The organism is Nonomuraea salmonea, from assembly GCF_042428605.1.
Classification (GTDB): Bacteria; Actinomycetota; Actinomycetes; order Streptosporangiales; family Streptosporangiaceae; genus Nonomuraea; species Nonomuraea salmonea.
In genome coordinates this window covers 706,716-722,464 of the sequence record NZ_JBHMCF010000011.1, presented here as the reverse complement: position 1 = coordinate 722,464, position 15,749 = coordinate 706,716, and the positions used below count along the sequence as shown (strand labels likewise).

The 15,749-nt window shown below is 68.2% G+C and carries 14 protein-coding genes and 1 tRNA gene; 9 read left to right on the top strand and 6 right to left on the bottom strand.

Annotation, left to right across the window (positions count from 1 at the left end; genetic code table 11):
* The first annotated feature begins 117 nt into the window (after nt 1-117).
* Nucleotides 118-915, top strand: a complete 798-nt coding sequence (locus tag ACFFR3_RS13660; protein WP_379483219.1) for a DUF4231 domain-containing protein — start codon at nt 118-120, stop codon at nt 913-915.
* Between the two features lie 1,528 nt (nt 916-2,443).
* Here ACFFR3_RS13660 and ACFFR3_RS13655 read toward each other — a convergent pair.
* Nucleotides 2,444-2,659: a hypothetical protein gene (locus ACFFR3_RS13655; protein WP_345401826.1), complete on the bottom strand. Its 216-nt coding sequence runs from the start codon at nt 2,657-2,659 to the stop codon at nt 2,444-2,446.
* A gap of 112 nt (nt 2,660-2,771) precedes the next feature.
* On the opposite strand from ACFFR3_RS13655, the gene ACFFR3_RS13650 reads away from it, so the two are divergent.
* The 4 genes from ACFFR3_RS13650 (at nt 2,772) to ACFFR3_RS13635 (ending at nt 6,611) form a co-directional block, all read left to right on the top strand.
* A complete protein-coding gene (locus ACFFR3_RS13650; protein ID WP_379483218.1) occupies nt 2,772-3,548 on the top strand; it encodes a hypothetical protein in 777 nt (258 codons plus the stop codon).
* Between the two features lie 46 nt (nt 3,549-3,594).
* Nucleotides 3,595-3,697: transfer RNA gene (locus ACFFR3_RS13645), tRNA-OTHER, on the top strand.
* A 107-nt stretch (nt 3,698-3,804) separates the two neighbouring features.
* Nucleotides 3,805-5,418, top strand: coding sequence for a dihydrolipoyl dehydrogenase family protein (locus ACFFR3_RS13640; protein WP_379483217.1), 1,614 nt, complete (start codon nt 3,805-3,807; stop codon nt 5,416-5,418).
* A gap of 218 nt (nt 5,419-5,636) precedes the next feature.
* On the top strand, nt 5,637-6,611 hold the full coding sequence (locus ACFFR3_RS13635) for a zinc-binding alcohol dehydrogenase family protein (protein ID WP_379483216.1): 975 nt from the start codon (nt 5,637-5,639) through the stop codon (nt 6,609-6,611).
* A gap of 122 nt (nt 6,612-6,733) precedes the next feature.
* On the opposite strand, the gene ACFFR3_RS13630 is transcribed toward ACFFR3_RS13635, so the two are convergent.
* On the bottom strand, nt 6,734-6,922 hold the full coding sequence (locus tag ACFFR3_RS13630) for a hypothetical protein (RefSeq protein ID WP_364366390.1): 189 nt from the start codon (nt 6,920-6,922) through the stop codon (nt 6,734-6,736).
* 146 nt (nt 6,923-7,068) lie between these two features.
* Here ACFFR3_RS13630 and ACFFR3_RS13625 point away from each other — a divergent pair, with 146 nt between their 5' ends.
* From ACFFR3_RS13625 to ACFFR3_RS13615, 3 genes are read left to right on the top strand one after another with little or no spacing between them, the layout of a single operon-like run.
* Nucleotides 7,069-8,238: an L-talarate/galactarate dehydratase gene (locus ACFFR3_RS13625; RefSeq protein ID WP_379483215.1), complete on the top strand. Its 1,170-nt coding sequence runs from the start codon at nt 7,069-7,071 to the stop codon at nt 8,236-8,238.
* Nucleotides 8,235-9,368, top strand: a complete 1,134-nt coding sequence (locus tag ACFFR3_RS13620) for an L-talarate/galactarate dehydratase (RefSeq protein WP_379483214.1) — start codon at nt 8,235-8,237, stop codon at nt 9,366-9,368. Before ACFFR3_RS13625 ends, ACFFR3_RS13620 begins: the two co-directional genes overlap by 4 nt.
* 10 nt (nt 9,369-9,378) lie before the next feature.
* Nucleotides 9,379-10,227: a FadR/GntR family transcriptional regulator gene (locus ACFFR3_RS13615; RefSeq protein WP_345401841.1), complete on the top strand. Its 849-nt coding sequence runs from the start codon at nt 9,379-9,381 to the stop codon at nt 10,225-10,227.
* Between the two features lie 5 nt (nt 10,228-10,232).
* On the opposite strand, the gene ACFFR3_RS13610 is transcribed toward ACFFR3_RS13615, so the two are convergent.
* The 4 genes from ACFFR3_RS13610 to ACFFR3_RS13595 are packed head-to-tail and all read right to left on the bottom strand — an operon-like array spanning nt 10,233 to nt 14,618.
* Nucleotides 10,233-11,504 carry a glucarate dehydratase family protein gene (locus ACFFR3_RS13610; protein WP_345401844.1) on the bottom strand — a complete coding sequence of 424 codons (1,272 nt, stop codon included), beginning with the start codon at nt 11,502-11,504 and terminating at the stop codon, nt 10,233-10,235.
* Nucleotides 11,504-13,018, bottom strand: coding sequence for a tripartite tricarboxylate transporter permease (locus ACFFR3_RS13605; RefSeq protein WP_345401847.1), 1,515 nt, complete (start codon nt 13,016-13,018; stop codon nt 11,504-11,506). The genes ACFFR3_RS13610 and ACFFR3_RS13605 overlap by 1 nt, the downstream gene beginning before the upstream one ends.
* A 22-nt stretch (nt 13,019-13,040) precedes the next feature.
* Nucleotides 13,041-13,583 (bottom strand): tripartite tricarboxylate transporter TctB family protein, encoded by a 543-nt coding sequence (locus tag ACFFR3_RS13600; RefSeq protein ID WP_364366405.1) that lies wholly within the window; start codon nt 13,581-13,583, stop codon nt 13,041-13,043.
* Nucleotides 13,584-13,610: 27 nt separating this feature from the next.
* Complete coding sequence (locus tag ACFFR3_RS13595) at nt 13,611-14,618, bottom strand: tripartite tricarboxylate transporter substrate binding protein (RefSeq protein WP_364366408.1); 1,008 nt, start codon at nt 14,616-14,618, stop codon at nt 13,611-13,613.
* A gap of 171 nt (nt 14,619-14,789) precedes the next feature.
* Between ACFFR3_RS13595 and ACFFR3_RS13590 the strand changes: the two genes are divergently transcribed.
* On the top strand, nt 14,790-15,704 hold the full coding sequence (locus ACFFR3_RS13590) for a LysR substrate-binding domain-containing protein (RefSeq protein WP_364366411.1): 915 nt from the start codon (nt 14,790-14,792) through the stop codon (nt 15,702-15,704).
* The last annotated feature ends 45 nt before the right edge of the window (nt 15,705-15,749 follow it).

The following is a 15,749-nucleotide window of genomic DNA, read 5'->3' as shown; positions in this document are numbered from 1 at the left end:
TTAGCCAAAACTTCCTCCGAATATGAGAGGTAACCGACAGTATACCCAAAGCGCTACTGATCAATATAAAGGTCTGGCTTTGGGCAGCTCCATCATCGTGGGCCTAGAAGGACAGTCATGACCAGCGAACTGGAAGCGCGGCAGCGAGAGAACGCTACAACTTTGGACCAAGGACAAACTCTCCTGCGAGGGCTACGAACAGTTCAGCGCCTCCGCATGATTTGGCTTCTAGCAAGCATAGGAGCAGCCGGGTTCCTTGGATGGGCAATGCTCGTCGGAATTTGGTCAAGCTATCGTGGCGCTTTTAGCGTTATAGGGACCATCGCAGCACTGGTTTCTACAGCTGCAGCCTCAATCTTCCTTCTCAAGGCCCGGCCTGAAATCGATGAGATTCGCTACAAGATTCACGAACTTCAAGCTCAGCGTCTACATCTTGCAGCAGCGCAGGCAGCTAATCCATTGGTCGCCCTGCGCATCTATAGAGTGTCAGCTTTAGACGACATTCAAGACCTCGAGAGTCGGGCCAATAGGAATCGACGGACGGCTAATATCTTCCAATGGGCTATCATTGTTGGGTCTGTTACTGCTACTAGCCTAACGGGTGCCGCAGCCACTAACCCTGACATGCAGTCCTGGTTTAGATGGTTGGCTGCAGGGATCAGCGCAGTAGTCAGCATATCGGCAGGAGCGACCGGCTTTTTCAAGTTTCGTGAACGCAGCTTCGGGCAGCAGCAAACGGCTGACGCTATCAAGAAGCATTATAAAGCTGCCGAGTTGCGGATAGGGGAATACGAGGGTGAGGACGAAGAAACTGCTCTCACATTGTTTGCACGTAATGTTGAGATCCTAAAGGATGAACAGCGCAAACGCGAGCTACAGCTAGAGGAATCTACCGAAAGTCACGAGACTCGGTAGAGGCATTAATCGGCCATCCTCTTGGTTTATGCAGCGGCTTGCTACGACGAAGTAGTTAGACTTAAGCGCGCACGGATTCCCGGCTTCGCGCGCTCAGAGCGGCTTCATGCAGCTCATGGTGGCGAGAGAGCGACACCTCGCTTTACAGGAATGGCTACGGCAAGGCCAGACAGCCCAAGCTGAGTGCCCCTATGAATGACAACGCCCTCAAACGATCGTGGACTCTCACGGATTGCCCTGAGTTTCTCGCTCAAGACGTCCGCGTGTTTCGCTCCACCAGGTATTCGCCTGGCTTCGTTGGTAAGCAGGCAGGTAGGAATCCGGGCCTCCGCACTGTGACGAGCCAATACCTCGCAAGAAGGGCGAGAAACAGTCAGGGATCGGCAGTCAGCGCTGCTATCTAACTAGTGATCGACGAAGCGGTCCAGGCCGCGCTGGCACACTGCCCATCGGATGTCATCACTGTTCGCACTCTCAAGCATGAGGCTGGCCACGATGGGCTCACTGCACGGTGGAGTGCCATGCGCGCTGCATCCGCCCTGGGCAGCGGTGCCGCCTTGGTCCTTGTACCAGCTCGCCGGCTGAGGAGCGAGCTTCTGACGAAGACGAAGTGCCATGCTGCGACGCTACGCCGCAGGCGAGATTTGCGGTAGAAGTTGGGGACCATGTGGGGACCACACGTTCTGCGCACTGGCGAACGCGCCCTACGTGGCCACACTGATCGATGATCAGCTACAGGCCGTCCGAGCTGGGGAACCACCAACTGCAACGTTCTGGGGGTCAAGGGGTCGCAGGTTCAAATCCTGTCGTCCCGACCAGATTTTCGCTGGTCGATGAGGGTGTCACTCTAAAGAGTGGCACCCTTTCGCATTGATGAGTGCTTTCCGAGCACGAATCTGCTTACGGTGGACGGCTTTGGTGGCGGCGGTGCCACTGTTGACGACCAGGTGGGGCAATGTCGTCCAGGGGACGCCGGAGCCGGAGAGCAGCGAGACGAAGCTGTGGCGCAGCTCCCGAGGCGTCCAGTAGTACTCGCCAGGAACCGGGGCTCTTCAACCCTCAAGGACGCTCCGGCCCCCGAGGTGGGGGACCACCTCGCACGCCATCGATTCAGGCAACCCCAGCAGTCCGGCTCTGACCGCAGGACAACACGTGACCGAGGAACGACGACCGGCGAACGTACACGCGAAGCCGGGCTTGACGCTCTGCCCCCGGCCCGCTGCCGCTACGCGGTGAGTCGACGGCGTACGAGGTGGCAGGCGAGAGGACTGGATCGCAACATGGTCACCGTGGCGGAAGAAGGGGCATGGCAGGTGGTCGTCCAAGTGGATCGGCCAGCGCTTCACTCCTCCCGGCATCTCGTGCGCATCTCCGTCCAGCGCGAGCAAGGCCAGAGTGCCGTTACGCAGCACCGCTATCACGGTCCCGAAGCGTCCGAGGAGGAAGGAAGCCCACGCTCGTGTTGCTGCCGGGCTGTGGAGCATGCCCGTGATCTCGGCGCGGCGGCCGACTCTGGTGGAGGGGGTGGTCACAGTGCCTGCTCTCCTGCTTCCTGCTCCTTCAACTGCTCGGCGAGCTGGGCGATGTCGTCCGCGTCGATCGTCTGTGCCAGGCCGTGATCTATCTCGCGCTGAGACAGCCGACGGCCATTCCGGGTGGCCCAGATGCGACCGGCGGAACTACGCCAAATGCACCAACCGGGAAATGCCGCTTGGAGGTCTTCGAGAATTACCGGGGTTGACATGGGATCAGCGTGCTTACCTGCGCGTGACAAACCCACCGCGTTACCAAGACGTCCAGGACGTTATGGCGTTACGCTCCAGACGTCCCTGACGTCCTCCAGCGCGAGGTGTACCGTGGCCAACGTCCCCCTACGCAGAGCCATGCTGAACGCCCAGGTCACGAACCAGAACTTGGCCGACCGATGTGGCGTGGACGTCAAGACGGTGGAACGCTGGCTGCAAGACGAAACGCGCGTTCCGCACATGCGACACCAATGGGCCGCCGCAGAGGCACTAGGAGTTGAGATCGCCGTGCTATGGCCAGAAGCAATCCGCAATACGGTGAAAACCGGGCCGGACAAGGAAGTCTTGACCGTTTATCCCTATCGCTCTGCATGTCCGAAATCAATCTGGCGCAATCTCATCAATTCGGCGCGCAACGAAATCGTCTTCGCCGGTTACACGAACTACTTCCTGTGGCTGGAACACCCCAACCTCGCGAAGGTGCTCAAACGGAAGGCCCAGCAGGGCTGCAAGGTCCGGTTCCTCGTCGGCGATCCGGACAGCGAGGTCACCCGGCGACGCGAGGTGGTGGAGAACGTTCCGCTGACCGTCTCCACACGCATCCGGATCACGTTGTCGGAGGCCGAGCAGCTACGAGACGTTCCCGGCGTCGAAGCCCGGTTCGGCGATGAGCACATCGCCATGAGCGTGTTCCGGTTCGACTCGGAGATGCTCGTCACGCCCCACCTGGCCAAGCTGGTCGGGCACGACTCGCCTATGCTGCACCTGCGGCGGTATCAGGATGACGGCCTGTTCGACCGGTTCGCCTACCATGCCTCTGAGCTGTGGAGCAACGGCCGAGACGTATGGCAGCAGGCCCAGCCAACCGGCCAGATTCTGGGTGACTAACTGAGTGACAACCGGCCCGGACGACCAAGGATCTGAGGGGATCGTACGGGACGGCCGTACCAGGTGGGGGCGGGTTTCGGCCGTTATCCCGCCCCGTCGTGATGTGCCTGGGGGTCAAGGGGTCGCAGGTTCAAATCCTGTCGTCCCGACGGTTGTAGAAGGCCAGACGATCTTGGAGTGACTCCGGATCGGCTGGCCTTTTTGCTTGGGCGGCCGGCAGGGCAATGATCTGCAGCTCCTTTAGCCATCGTGGGGCATGTCGGCGTCGTTCCTGGTGGCGGGCGTGTTTAGATCGATGGGTTCCTGTCCGGTGGCCACTGGCCGCATGGTGCGGCGAGCAGTGCCGCGTCGCCTGGCTCGGGACGATTCCTGCCGGGTCGCGTCGCGAGCCGCGTTCCACCGCCGTGACGTGGGGCTCGTCATGCTCGCAGCCCGTCACGCAAGTACAGGACGGGAGCCCTTCGTGATGCATGAGAACGAAGTCTTCGACGTGGTCGTCGTAGGCGCGGGCCCGGTCGGAATGACCGTGGCCGAACGCGTCGCCCGCGCCGGTCCGACGGTGGCCGTGGTCGAGGAACGCCTGGTGGGCGGCGAGTGCAACTACTACGGATGCGTCCCGAGCAAGGCCATGCTGTGGCCGATGGAGATCGCGGCCGACGTCAGCCGGATGCCGGGCCTCGAACTCGGCGGTCCGATCGACGCCGCCGCGGTGCTGGACCGCCGGGAGGAGTTCGTATCGCATTTCGATGACAGTGACTACGTGAGCGGGCTGAACGATCTCCCCGCGACGTTCGTGCGAGGCCGTGGCCGGCTGTCCGGGCCCTCGCAGGTCGCGGTGCGGACGCCGGACGGTGGCACCCTCTCCCTGCGGGCCGGCGAAGCCGTCGTCCTGGCCACCGGCAGCACCCCCGCCATCCCCGGCATCCCAGGGTTGCGGGAGGCGCGCCCGTGGACGAACCAGGAGGCCACCAGCGCGCGGCAGGTGCCCGAGCGGCTCGTGGTCATCGGCGCCGGGCCGGTCGCCTGCGAGATGGCCCAGGCCCTGCATGCCCTCGGCGCTCGTGAGGTCACCATGCTCGTCCGCGGAGATCGGCTGCTGGCGCAGACTGAGCCGTTCGCCGGGGACTTGGTGGCCAAGTCTTTCGCCGGCCTCGGCATCGACGTGCGTTTCCGGCATACGGCGGTCCGGGTTGAACGGCCCGTCCCGAAGGGTCCGGTGAGTGTGCACACCGATGCCGGTGAGCGGATCGACGCCGATGAGATCCTCGTCGCCGCCGGGCGCCGGCTGGCCGTAGCCGATCTCGGGCTGGAGACCGTCGGTGTCGATGCTGACGGGCCGATCATCGTGGACGCGCGTATGCGGGCGACCGCGGTCCCGGACGGCTGGCTGTACGCGGTGGGCGACGTCAACGGGCGCAACCTGCTCACGCACATGGGTAAGTACCAGGCCCGCGTCTGCGCCGATGTGATCACCGCTCGGTCCGGCGGGCTGGAAGGCGATATCGCTGACGAGCGGGGGGCGCCCCAGGTCATCTTCACGGACCCGCAAGTGTGCGCGGTGGGACTCACCGAGGCACGGGCTCGCGCGGCCGGGTTCACGGTGCGCACGGTCGAGTACGACCTGGCCGCCGTGATCGGTGCGAGGCTGCGCGGCGACGACTATCAGGGCCGGGCGAAACTGGTCGTCGACGAGGAACGCCGCGTCCTGCTGGGCGCCACCTTCGTCGGCCCTTCGGTGGTCGACCTGCTTCACTCGGCCACCATCGCGGTGACCTGCGAGGCATCCCTCGACCAGCTCCGGCACGCGGTCCCCGTCTTCCCCACCGTCAGCGAGATCTGGCTCAGCCTGCAGACGGAGTACGGCTTGTAGAGGCGCTCGAGCCGAGAGCCCGGCGGCGTGCGTGCTGCCTCCACTCGACCCTCGTGTGCTTCCTCCGGGAGCTGAACGCGCTGGTCAGAGCGTGAACGTGGGGTGAGGGGGCAGCATCCTTTCCAGGTCCCGGTAACGGGGATCACCTTCTCCGGTGCCCGCGCCACTGTGGCGGTGCCGCCTTGGGGCGCAGGATGCCGTACGTCGTGGGAGTCGTGATGCGCGCCATCGTCATCGAGAGATTCGGCGGTCCTGACTGCCTGGTCTATACCGAACTGCCCGACCCCGAGCCCTTCGCCGGTCAGGTCGTCATCGAGATCAAGGGGTTCGGTGTCAATCATGCCGAGATGCACATGCGCCGGGGTGAGTGGGCCGAGGCCGCGAAGGTGAGCGGCATCGAGTGCGTCGGACTGGTCAAGGCGTGCCCTGGCGGTGAGTTTCCGGTGGGCGCCAAGGTCGCGGCGTTGATGGGCGGTCTCGGACGCACCATCAACGGCAGCTACGCCGAGTACACCCGGGCGCCGGCCTCCAACGTGGCGCTGATCGAGTCCGATCTGCCGTGGGAGGTGCTCGCGGCCATCCCGGAGACCTACGCGACGGCGTGGACCTGCCTGTTCCGCAACCTGGAGATCGCTGAGGGGCAGTCGCTGCTCGTTCGTGGGGCGACCTCCTCTTTCGGTCAGGCCGCACTCAAGCTGGCGGTCAACGCTGGTGCCCAGGTCATCGCCACCAGCCGCAACCCAGAACGTTTCGCCATGCTGGAGGAACTCGGCGCGCGGCGCGCCGAACGGGAGGAGCCCGACCTGTGCCGGCGCATCGGCGAGGCCAGGCAGCTCGACGCGGTACTCGACCTGGTGGGCAACAGCACCATCCTGGACTCCCTGGCGATGCTGCGGCGCGGCGGCCGTGCCTGCCTGGCCGGTTGGCTGGGCGGGCTCGATCCCATCGCCGACTTCAATCCGCTGGCGCAGATGGCGAGCGGCGTCTACCTCACCTTCTTCGCCAGCTTCGTCTTCGGCACTCCCGGCTTTCCGCTCTCCGACGTCCCCCTACAGCAGATAGCCGAGCAGGTGGCGGCGGGCCGGCTCAAGGTCGAGCCGGCGCGCGTGTTCCGCTTCGACGAGGTCCCCGAGGCGCATCGGGTGATGGAGGCCAACAAGGCCGGCGGCAAGATGGTCGTGGTCCTCGACTGAACGGAGGGCGAGGGCCGCCGCGAAACGTCACGTGCAAGGCGGCGGTCATCGTCACCGTCGATTCGGAGCGTCCCTGCTTCGGTGGAGATTTTGGTGGATTGATGCGCCGATCGGGATCGGGTTCAGAGTGGGCGTTTCGTGCCGGACTCGCCGTCGGCCAGCACCATGACCTGCGGGGTGCGGACGACCGTGGCGGCCTGTGCGCAGTCCGAGGGGTCGGCGGCCTGGGCCGGGGCGGTGGTGAGGGCGAGGACGGCGACCAGCGTGGCGGCCGAGGCAGCGGTGCGGCGGGCCCAGGGGCGGGTTCTCATGCGGATCTCCCGGTACTCGAGGCGCGGGTGTCCCCCGGAGAAGGGGTCCCCGATCATTGGTCAGGTTCAGGATCCGTGGCGGGCATGCGTGTGTCCATCGCGTGGCCGCGGATGGCCAGTTGTCGGATGAATATCGAATTTGTACGATGACTTGCGTACGCCAGCCCCACCCCGACCCCGCGAGGTTCCTCATGGCCGACCGCATCCGGCACGTCACGCTCTCCTCCGTCACGCTTCCCCTGGACGTGCCCGTCAGCGACGCCAAGGTGCTCACCGGGCGGCAGAAGCCGATGACGGAGATCGTGTTCCTCTTCGCCGAGATCGCGACCGAGGACGGGCACTCCGGCACCGGGTTCAGCTACTCCAAGCGGGCCGGCGGCCCCGCGCAGTACGCGCACGCCAAGGAGGTGGGCGAGAACCTCATCGGGCAGGACCCGTCCGACATCGGCAAGGTGTACGACACGCTGCTGTGGGCGGGCGCGTCCGTGGGCCGCTCGGGCGTGGCCACGCAGGCGCTGGCGGCCGTGGACGTGGCCCTGTGGGATCTGAAGGCGCGGCGGGCGGGGCTGCCGCTGGCGAAGCTCCTGGGCGCCTACCGGGACTCGGTGCGGGCGTACAACACCTCGGGCGGCTTCCTGCACGCGCCGATCGAGGAGGTGAAGCAGCGGGCCTCGCAGTCCCTCGCCGACGGGATCGGCGGGATCAAGATCAAGGTGGGGCAGCCGGAGATGAAGGAGGATCTGCGGCGGCTGGCGGCGGTCAGGGAGCATCTCGGGGACGGGGTGCCGCTGATGGTGGACGCCAACCAGCAGTGGGACCGAGCGTCGGCGTTGCGGTTCGGGCGGGCGGTCGAGGACCTGGGCCTGGTGTGGATCGAGGAGCCGCTGGACGCGTACGACGCGGAGGGGCACGCGCGGCTGGCCGCCGCGCTGGACACGCCGATCGCCACCGGCGAGATGCTCTCCAGCGTCGCCGAGCACGTCCGGCTCATCGAGGCCCGCGCCGCCGACGTCATCCAGCCCGACGCGCCCCGCGTCGGCGGCATCACCTCCTTCCTGCGCCTGGCCACCCTCGCCGACCACGCGGGCCTGCAGCTCGCGCCGCACTTCGCCATGGAGATCCACCTCCACCTGGCCGCCGCCTATCCGCGCGAGCCGTGGGTGGAGCACTTCGAGTGGCTGAACCCGCTGTTCAACGAGCGTCTCGAGACGCGCGACGGGCGCATGATCGTGCCGGACCGCCCCGGGCTCGGGTTCACGCTGAGCGAGCAGTGCCGTGCGTGGGTGACGGACAGCGTCGAGTTCGGGAAGGCGTGACCCGCGTGGGCGACGCGATCGCGTACGTCCGGTTCGCCCGGTACGCGGTGCCGCTCGCGGCCCCCGTCAGCGACGCCAAAGTGGCCACGGGACGGCAGCGACCGCTGTCCCAGATCGACGTGCTGACCTGCGAGATCGGCACCAGGGACGGCCTGCGCGGGCTCGGCTTCTCCTACACGACCAGGGCGGGCACCCCGGCGCAGTACGCGCACGTCAGGGAGGTGGGGGAGAGCCTGCTCGGGCGCGACCCGTCGGACATCGGCAAGACGTACGAGGCGCTGCTGTGGGCGGGCGCGTCGGTGGGCCGCTCGGGTGTGGCCACGCAGGCGCTGGCGGCCGTGGACGTGGCCCTGTGGGATCTGAAGGCGCGGCGGGCGGGGCTGCCGCTGGCGAAGCTCCTGGGTGCCTACCGGGATTCCGTGCGGGTCTACAACACCTCGGGTGGTTACCTCCAGGCGCCGCTGGACGAGGTCAAGGAGCGGGCCGCGCAGTCCCTGGCCGGCGGGATCGGCGGGATCAAGATCAAGGTGGGGCAGCCGGACATGAAGGAGGATCTGCGGCGGCTGGCGGCGGTCAGGGAGCATCTCGGGGACGGGGTGCCGCTGATGGTGGACGCCAACCAGCAGTGGGACCGGGCGTCGGCGTTGCGGTTCGGGCGGGCGGTCGAGGACCTGGGCCTGGTGTGGATCGAGGAGCCGCTGGACGCGTACGACGCCGAGGGGCACGCGCGGCTGGCCGCCGCGCTGGACACGCCGATCGCCACCGGCGAGATGCTCTCCAGCGTCGCCGAGCACATCGGCCTCATCGAGGCCGTTGACGTCATCCAGCCCGACGTGCCGCGCGTCGGCGGCATCACCCCCTACCTCAAGATCGCCGCGCTGGCCGACCACGCGCACACGCAGGTCGCGCCGCACTTCGTGATGGAGATCCACGTGCACCTGGCCGCCGCGTTCCCGCGTGAGTCGTGGGTGGAGCACATCGAGTGGCTGGCGCCGCTGTTCGAGGAGCGGATGCGCATCGAGGGCGGGCGGATGGCCGTGCCGGACCGTCCAGGGCTGGGCCTGAGTCTGTCCGGGCGGGCCCGCGACCGGCTGATCGACGACGTCGAGTTCCACGGCTCCGGCCGGTAGATTGTCCGCCGTGCCGAGCGACCAGAGCGACGCCACGCCGGGCGGCAAGAGCGATGTCACGCCGGGCGACCGGAGCGATGCCACGCCGGGCGACCGGAGCGATGCCACGCCGGGTGACCGGAGCGATGCCACGCCGACCGGCCGGAAGGCGGCGCGCAGGATCGGGCGAGACGGCGGGCGCGGGCTGGCGCACGAGCTGGTCGAGCGGCTCCGCGCCCGCATCCTGGCCGGCGAGATCAGGCCGGGCGACAAGCTGCCCACCGAGTCGTCGCTGATCAAGGAGTTCGGAGTCAGCCGCACGGTGGTGCGCGAGGCCGTCTCGCGGCTGCAGGCGGCCGGGCTGGTGGAGACGTTCCAGGGGCGGGGCTCGTTCGTGCTGGCGCTGCCGCCGCCCACGGCGTTCTCCGTGGAGGCGGCGCAGGTGCGCACCCACCGCGACGTCCTCGACATGATCGACTTCCGCATCGGCGTCGAGACGGAGGCCGCCGGGCTGGCGGCTGAGCGGCGTACGGATTTGCAGCTCAAAGCCATCGAGCGGGCCCTGATCGACCTCGGGCGGTCGGGCGAGCAGCCCGGACACGCCGTCGAGGCCGACTTCGCCTTCCACATGAAGGTGGCGCTGGCCTCGGGCAACCGGTTCTACTCCGACCTGCTGGCCTCGCTCGGCCCCATGATGATCATGCTGCCGCGCACCCGGCTCGAACACGTCTACACGGTCTCCGACGCCACCCACCTCACGCGGGTGACGCTGGAGCACGAGAACGTCTACCGCGCCGTCGCCGACAGGGACGCGGCGGCGGCGCGGGCGGCGATGCGGCTGCACCTGTCCAACAGCCGCGCCCGCCTGCAAGCCCCGTAGGAGGGCTACCAGCGGGCGGTGTTCGGGGTGAAGCCGGGGACGATCGAGCGCATGTACGCGGTGTCCTCGCGCCCGCGCTGCCCGCAGCGCAGATACTGCTCGTGCAGCGCGGCCAGCGCGTCCTCGTCCAGCTCGACCCCGAGGCCGGGGCCGCGCGGCACGGCCACGCCGCCGTCGCGGAACTCCAGCATGCCCGGCTTGACGACCTCCTCGGTCTTCCACGGGTAGTGGGTGTCGCAGGCGTAGGTGAGGTTGGGCGTGGCGGCGGCCAGGTGCGTCATCGCGGCCAGGCTGACCCCGAGATGCGAGTTGGAGTGCATCGACAGCCCCATGCCGAACGTCTCGCAGATGCCCCCGAGCAGCGCCGAGCGGCGCAGCCCGCCCCACAGGTGGTGGTCGGAGAGCACGACCTGCACGGCGTCGGCGGCCACGGCCGGCTTGAGGTGCTCGAAGGCGATCACGCACATGTTCGTGGCCAGCGGCAGCTCGGTGTGCTTCGCGACCTCGGCCATGCCGTCGATGCCGGGCGTCGGGTCCTCGAGGTACTCCAGCACGCCGGACAGCCGATCGGCCACCTCGATCGAGGTGCCGACGGTCCATGCGCCGTTGGGGTCGATGCGCAGCGCGTGGCCGGGGAAGGCGGCGGCCAGCGCCTCGACGGTCTCGGCCTCGTGGCGGGGCTCGTACACGCCGCCCTTGAGCTTGACGGCGGTGAAGCCGTACTCGTCGACCATCCGGCGCGCCTGGGCGACCAGCTGCTCGGGCGTGCGGCCCTCGCCCCAGGCGTCCTCGTCGTGGCCGGGGTGCCCGGCCCATTTGTAGAACAGGTACGCCGAGTACGGCACCCGGTCGCGTACGGCGCCGCCCAGCAGGTCGCTCACCGGCCGGCCCAGCGCCCTGCCCTGGAGGTCGAGCAGCGCCACCTCGAACGGCGACACCACGGTGTCCACGGCGCTGGAGACCTCCAGCATGCCGCCGAAGCTGGCCCCCGCACCGCCGGTCGAGGCGCCGAGCGTCTCGGTGACGACGCGGCGTAGGGCGTGCAGGTCGAAGACGTCCGCGCCGGGCAGGGCCGCGGCCACCGCCTCCAGGCGGCCGAGATGCGCCTCGTCGGCGTACGTCTCGCCGAGCCCCACCAGCCCCTCGTCGGTGTGCACCTGGACGATCGCGCGCAGCACGTACGGCTGGTGCACGCCCACCACGTTGAGCAGGGGCGGGTCGCGGAAGGCGACGGGCGTGACGACGACCCGGCTGACCCGGCCGGCGGTGACGGTCATCAGATCCTCTCCTCGACACGATCGGCGTCCTGCGCCGGTCTGCGGCGCACGGCTCTGCGGAGCAGCGGCCAGGCGGCCACGATCACCACGATGGCGAACACCGTCCCAGAAATGGGGCGGGTGAGGAAGCCCGCCGGGTTGCCGCCGAAGATGAGCAGCCCCTGACGCGCCGAGCTCTCGATCATCGTGCCCAGCACGAACGCCAGCACCAGCGGCCCCGGCTCGAAGCCGAACTTCTTCATCAGGTAGCCCAGCACGCCGAACACGATCACCAGGAAGATGTCGTAGACCTGGTTGCGCACGGTGTAGGCGCCGAGCAGCGTGATCAGCACCGTGATGGGCGCCAGGATGGCCGGGCGCACCCGCAGGATCCTGACGAACACGCCGACCATGGGGATGCTCATGATCAGCAGCAGGATGTTGCCGATGTACATCGAGTTGATGACGCCCCAGAACACGTCGGGGTGCTCGGTGACGAGCTGCGGTCCCGGCTGGATGCCCTGGATGAGCAGCGCGCCGAAGATCAGCGCCATCGTGGCGTTGGCCGGGATGCCGAGCGTCAGCAGCGGGATGAACGAGGAGGTGGCGGCGGCGTTGTTGGCGGTCTCGGGCGCGGCCACGCCCTCCACCGCGCCGCGGCCGAAGCGCTCGGGCTGCTTGGCGCGCCGCTTCTCCAGCGCGTACGCCGCCAGCGACGACAGCACGGCCCCGCCGCCGGGCAGCACGCCCAGCACGAACCCGACCAGCGAGCCCCGCCCGATCGCGCCCTTGGACTGGCTGAGGTCGCGGCGCGACGGCCAGACGTTGCCGACCTTGGCGGGGGAGTGCACCTTGTTGTGCCGCTCCTCCAGGTTGTAGAGGATCTCGCTGAGCCCGAACAGGCCCATGGCGATCGGGATGAAGTCGATGCCCTCGGCCAGGTTGAGGCTGCCGAAGGTGAAGCGCTCCGCGCCGGTGAACGTGTCGCGGCCGACGGTCGCGATCAGCAGGCCGACGCAGGCGGCGATGATGGCCTTGAGCTTGTTGCCGTTGCCGATCGAGGAGATCAGCAGCACGCCGAGGATGCCGAGCGCGGCGTACTCGGGCGGCCCGAAGTCGAGGGCGAAGCCGGCCACGATCGGCGCGACGAGGGTCAGGCCGATGATCGAGATCGTGCCGCCGACGAACGAGCCGATGGCCGCGATGCCGAGCGCCGTGCCCGCCTTGCCCTGTTTGGCCAGGGCGAAGCCGTCGAAGACGGTCACGACGGAGGACGCCTCGCCGGGCAGGCGCAGCAGGACCGAGGTGATCGTGCCGCCGTACTGGGCGCCGTAGAAGATGCCCGCCAGCATGATGATCGCCGAGACCGGCCCGATGCCGTACGTGATCGGCAGCAGGATCGCGATCGTCGCGCCGGGCCCGAGGCCGGGCAGCACGCCGATGAGCATGCCGATGATGACGCCGACCAGGCAGTAGAGCAGGTTGGCCGGCTCCAGGACGACGCCGAAGCCGTTGAGGATCGGGGAGATGTCCATGTGACTCTTCTCGGGGCCTTCCTCAGATGAGGCGGGGGAGCGGGATCTGCAGCAGCAGCACGAAGAGCACGTAGAACGCGGCCACGGCGCCGATGCTGATCACGATGGACGAGCGCCACGACTCCTTGCCCAGCCAGCGCAGCCAGACGAACATCAGCAGCGCCGACGGGATCTCGAACCCGATCACCGGCAGCAGCGCGGCGAGCAGCACGAGCGTCACCAGGCCGACCACGGTCTGCAGGCTCGCGCGGGAGAACCGCTCGGTGTCCCGCAGGCCGCGGCCGGTGACGAGGAGCACCGCCGACAGCACGACGATGACGACGCTGATGGCGAACGGCCACAGGCCGGGGCCCGGCTGGGTCAGCGCGCCGAGGCCCAGCGCGTACGAGCCGGCCGTGCCGAGCAGGCCGACGACCAGCGCCACCAGCGCGGCGCCGACCTGGGCGGCCGGGCCCGCGTGCGGGGGCCTGGCCTCCTCCATCTCGGCCTGGATCCGGTCGGCCTCGGCCTGCAGCACGGCGGCGTCGCCGGAGTCCGGTGGCGGCGCCGGGTCGGACACGGACATGGGGGTACTCCTTCGCAGGAAGGGGGGTCAACCGGCCAGGCTGATGCCGAACTCGTCGAGCTTCGCCTTGAACGTCGAGGAGTCCTTCTGCAGCGCGTCGAGGACCTCCTGCGGGGAGACCTCCATCGGAGTGAGCGAGTTCTGCTCGTTGAACTTCTTGTACTCCGGTGTGGCGAACGTCTTCTTCGCCGCGTCGAGCAGCTTGGACTTGACGTTCTCCGGCGTGCCCTTGGGCGCGGTCAGGAAGCGGTACTGCGTCACCTGGACGTCGAAGCCCTGCTCGATGGCGGTCTTGACGTCGGGCAGGTAGGGAATGCGCTCCTTGGAGAACACGGCGAGCGGCACGAGCTTGCCGCCCTTGATGTTCTCGATGGCCTCGCCGATCTGCATGGTGGAGACGTCCACCTGGTTGCCGAGCAGGGCCGTCAGGTTGGGGGCGCCGCCGTCGAAGGGCACGGCCGTGGCGTCGATGCCGGCGGTCTTGAACGTCAGCGCGGAGGCGAGCTGGGCTCCGGTGCCGACGCCGGTGGTGCCGTACCGGATGGTCTTGCCGGCCTTCTTCATGTCCTCGATGGACGTGAAGCCGGACTTGGGGTTGGTGGCCATGACGTAGTCGTCGCGGGAGACACCGGTGATGACCTCGAACGAGTCGATCTTGGTGGCCTCGGCGGGCGACACCGTGAGCGGCGTGATCGTGAACAGCGAGGCGTTCTGCACGGCGATCTTGTAGCCGTCGGGCTTGGCGGCCTGCAGCTCCTTGGCAGCGAGCGCGCCGTTGGCGCCGGGCTTGTTGATCACGGGCGCGGACACGCCGAGCTCTTTGGCGATGCCCTGGGCGAGCGCGCGGGTGATGAGGTCGGAGGAGCCGCCGGCGGAGGCGCCGACGCTGAACTCGATGTTGCCCGACGGATATTCCCCGTCGCCGCCCCCGGAGGAGGTCGTCTTGACACCACCGCACGCGGTCAGCGCCATCGCGGCGACGGCACCGGCGACACCCAGGAGGATGCGGCGGGGGGCTGTCCGAGATGTCGGCATGGACTTCTCCTTCATCCGGGCGGGGGGGCCGCCCGTGGCTTGCTCTGTGCGGAGATGCAGTTGCGTCAGGTTACGGCAAGGTTTCCGCTGTTTTGGTTCTCCGGAGACTAAGGACCTGGCTTGATGCCTGTCCAACCTCTTTTCGGTATCGAGTGATACTCTGCGAGCATCATGCTGACCCTCGACCAGATCCGGGCCTTCGTCGCGGTCGCCGAAGAGCTGCACTTCGGCCGCGCGGCCGACCGCCTGCGCATGACGCAGCCGCCGCTCAGCCGGCACATCCAGAAGCTCGAACGCGCCGTCGGCGTGACCTTGCTGGAGCGTGACAACCGCCGCGTCGTGCTCACCGACGCCGGGCGCGGCTTCCTGGAGGACGCCCGGCGCATGCTCTCGCTGATCGACACCGCGGGCGACCGGGCGCGCCGGATCGCCAGCGGCGCGGCGGGCACCGTGCGGCTCGGGTTCACCGCCGTCTCGGCCATCAGCATGCTCGGCACGCTGCTGCGCCGCCTGGCCGAGCAGCTCCCCGACATCGACGTCATCCTGCACGAACGGGTGACCGCGGGGCAGGTGGACGGCCTGCTGCGCGGCGAGCTCGACCTCGGTCTCGCCCGGCCGCCGTTCGACATCGCCACGCTCGACTCCCGGGTCGTCTTCCGCGAGCCGCTGTGCGCCGTCGTGCCCGCCGGGCACCGGCTGGCCGGGCTCGGCAGGCCGCTCGCGCCCGACGACTTCGACGGGCTGCCGGTGATCAGCTACAACCCCGTACAGTCGCGCTACTTCCACGAGCTGACCGTGCGCTTCCTCACCAACGCCCACCCCCGCATCGAGCAGCAGGTGCACCAGATCCTCACCGCCGTGCTGCTCGTCGCGGCCGGGCGCGGGGTGGCGCTGGCGCCCGCGAGCGCGCGCTCGCTCGGCGTCGACGGCATCGCCTTCTGCGACCTCGTACGCGGCGGCGGCGACCCGCTCGACGCCGGCACGGCCATCGGCGAACCCGTCGAGCTGCACGTCATCTGGGACCGCGACTCGACCAACCCCGCGCTCGGCCGGGTGCTCGACCTGCTGCCCGACCTGGAGGCATGATGCTCTTAAGGCATCGCCGGATACAGAATCGCACTTGGACAGGAA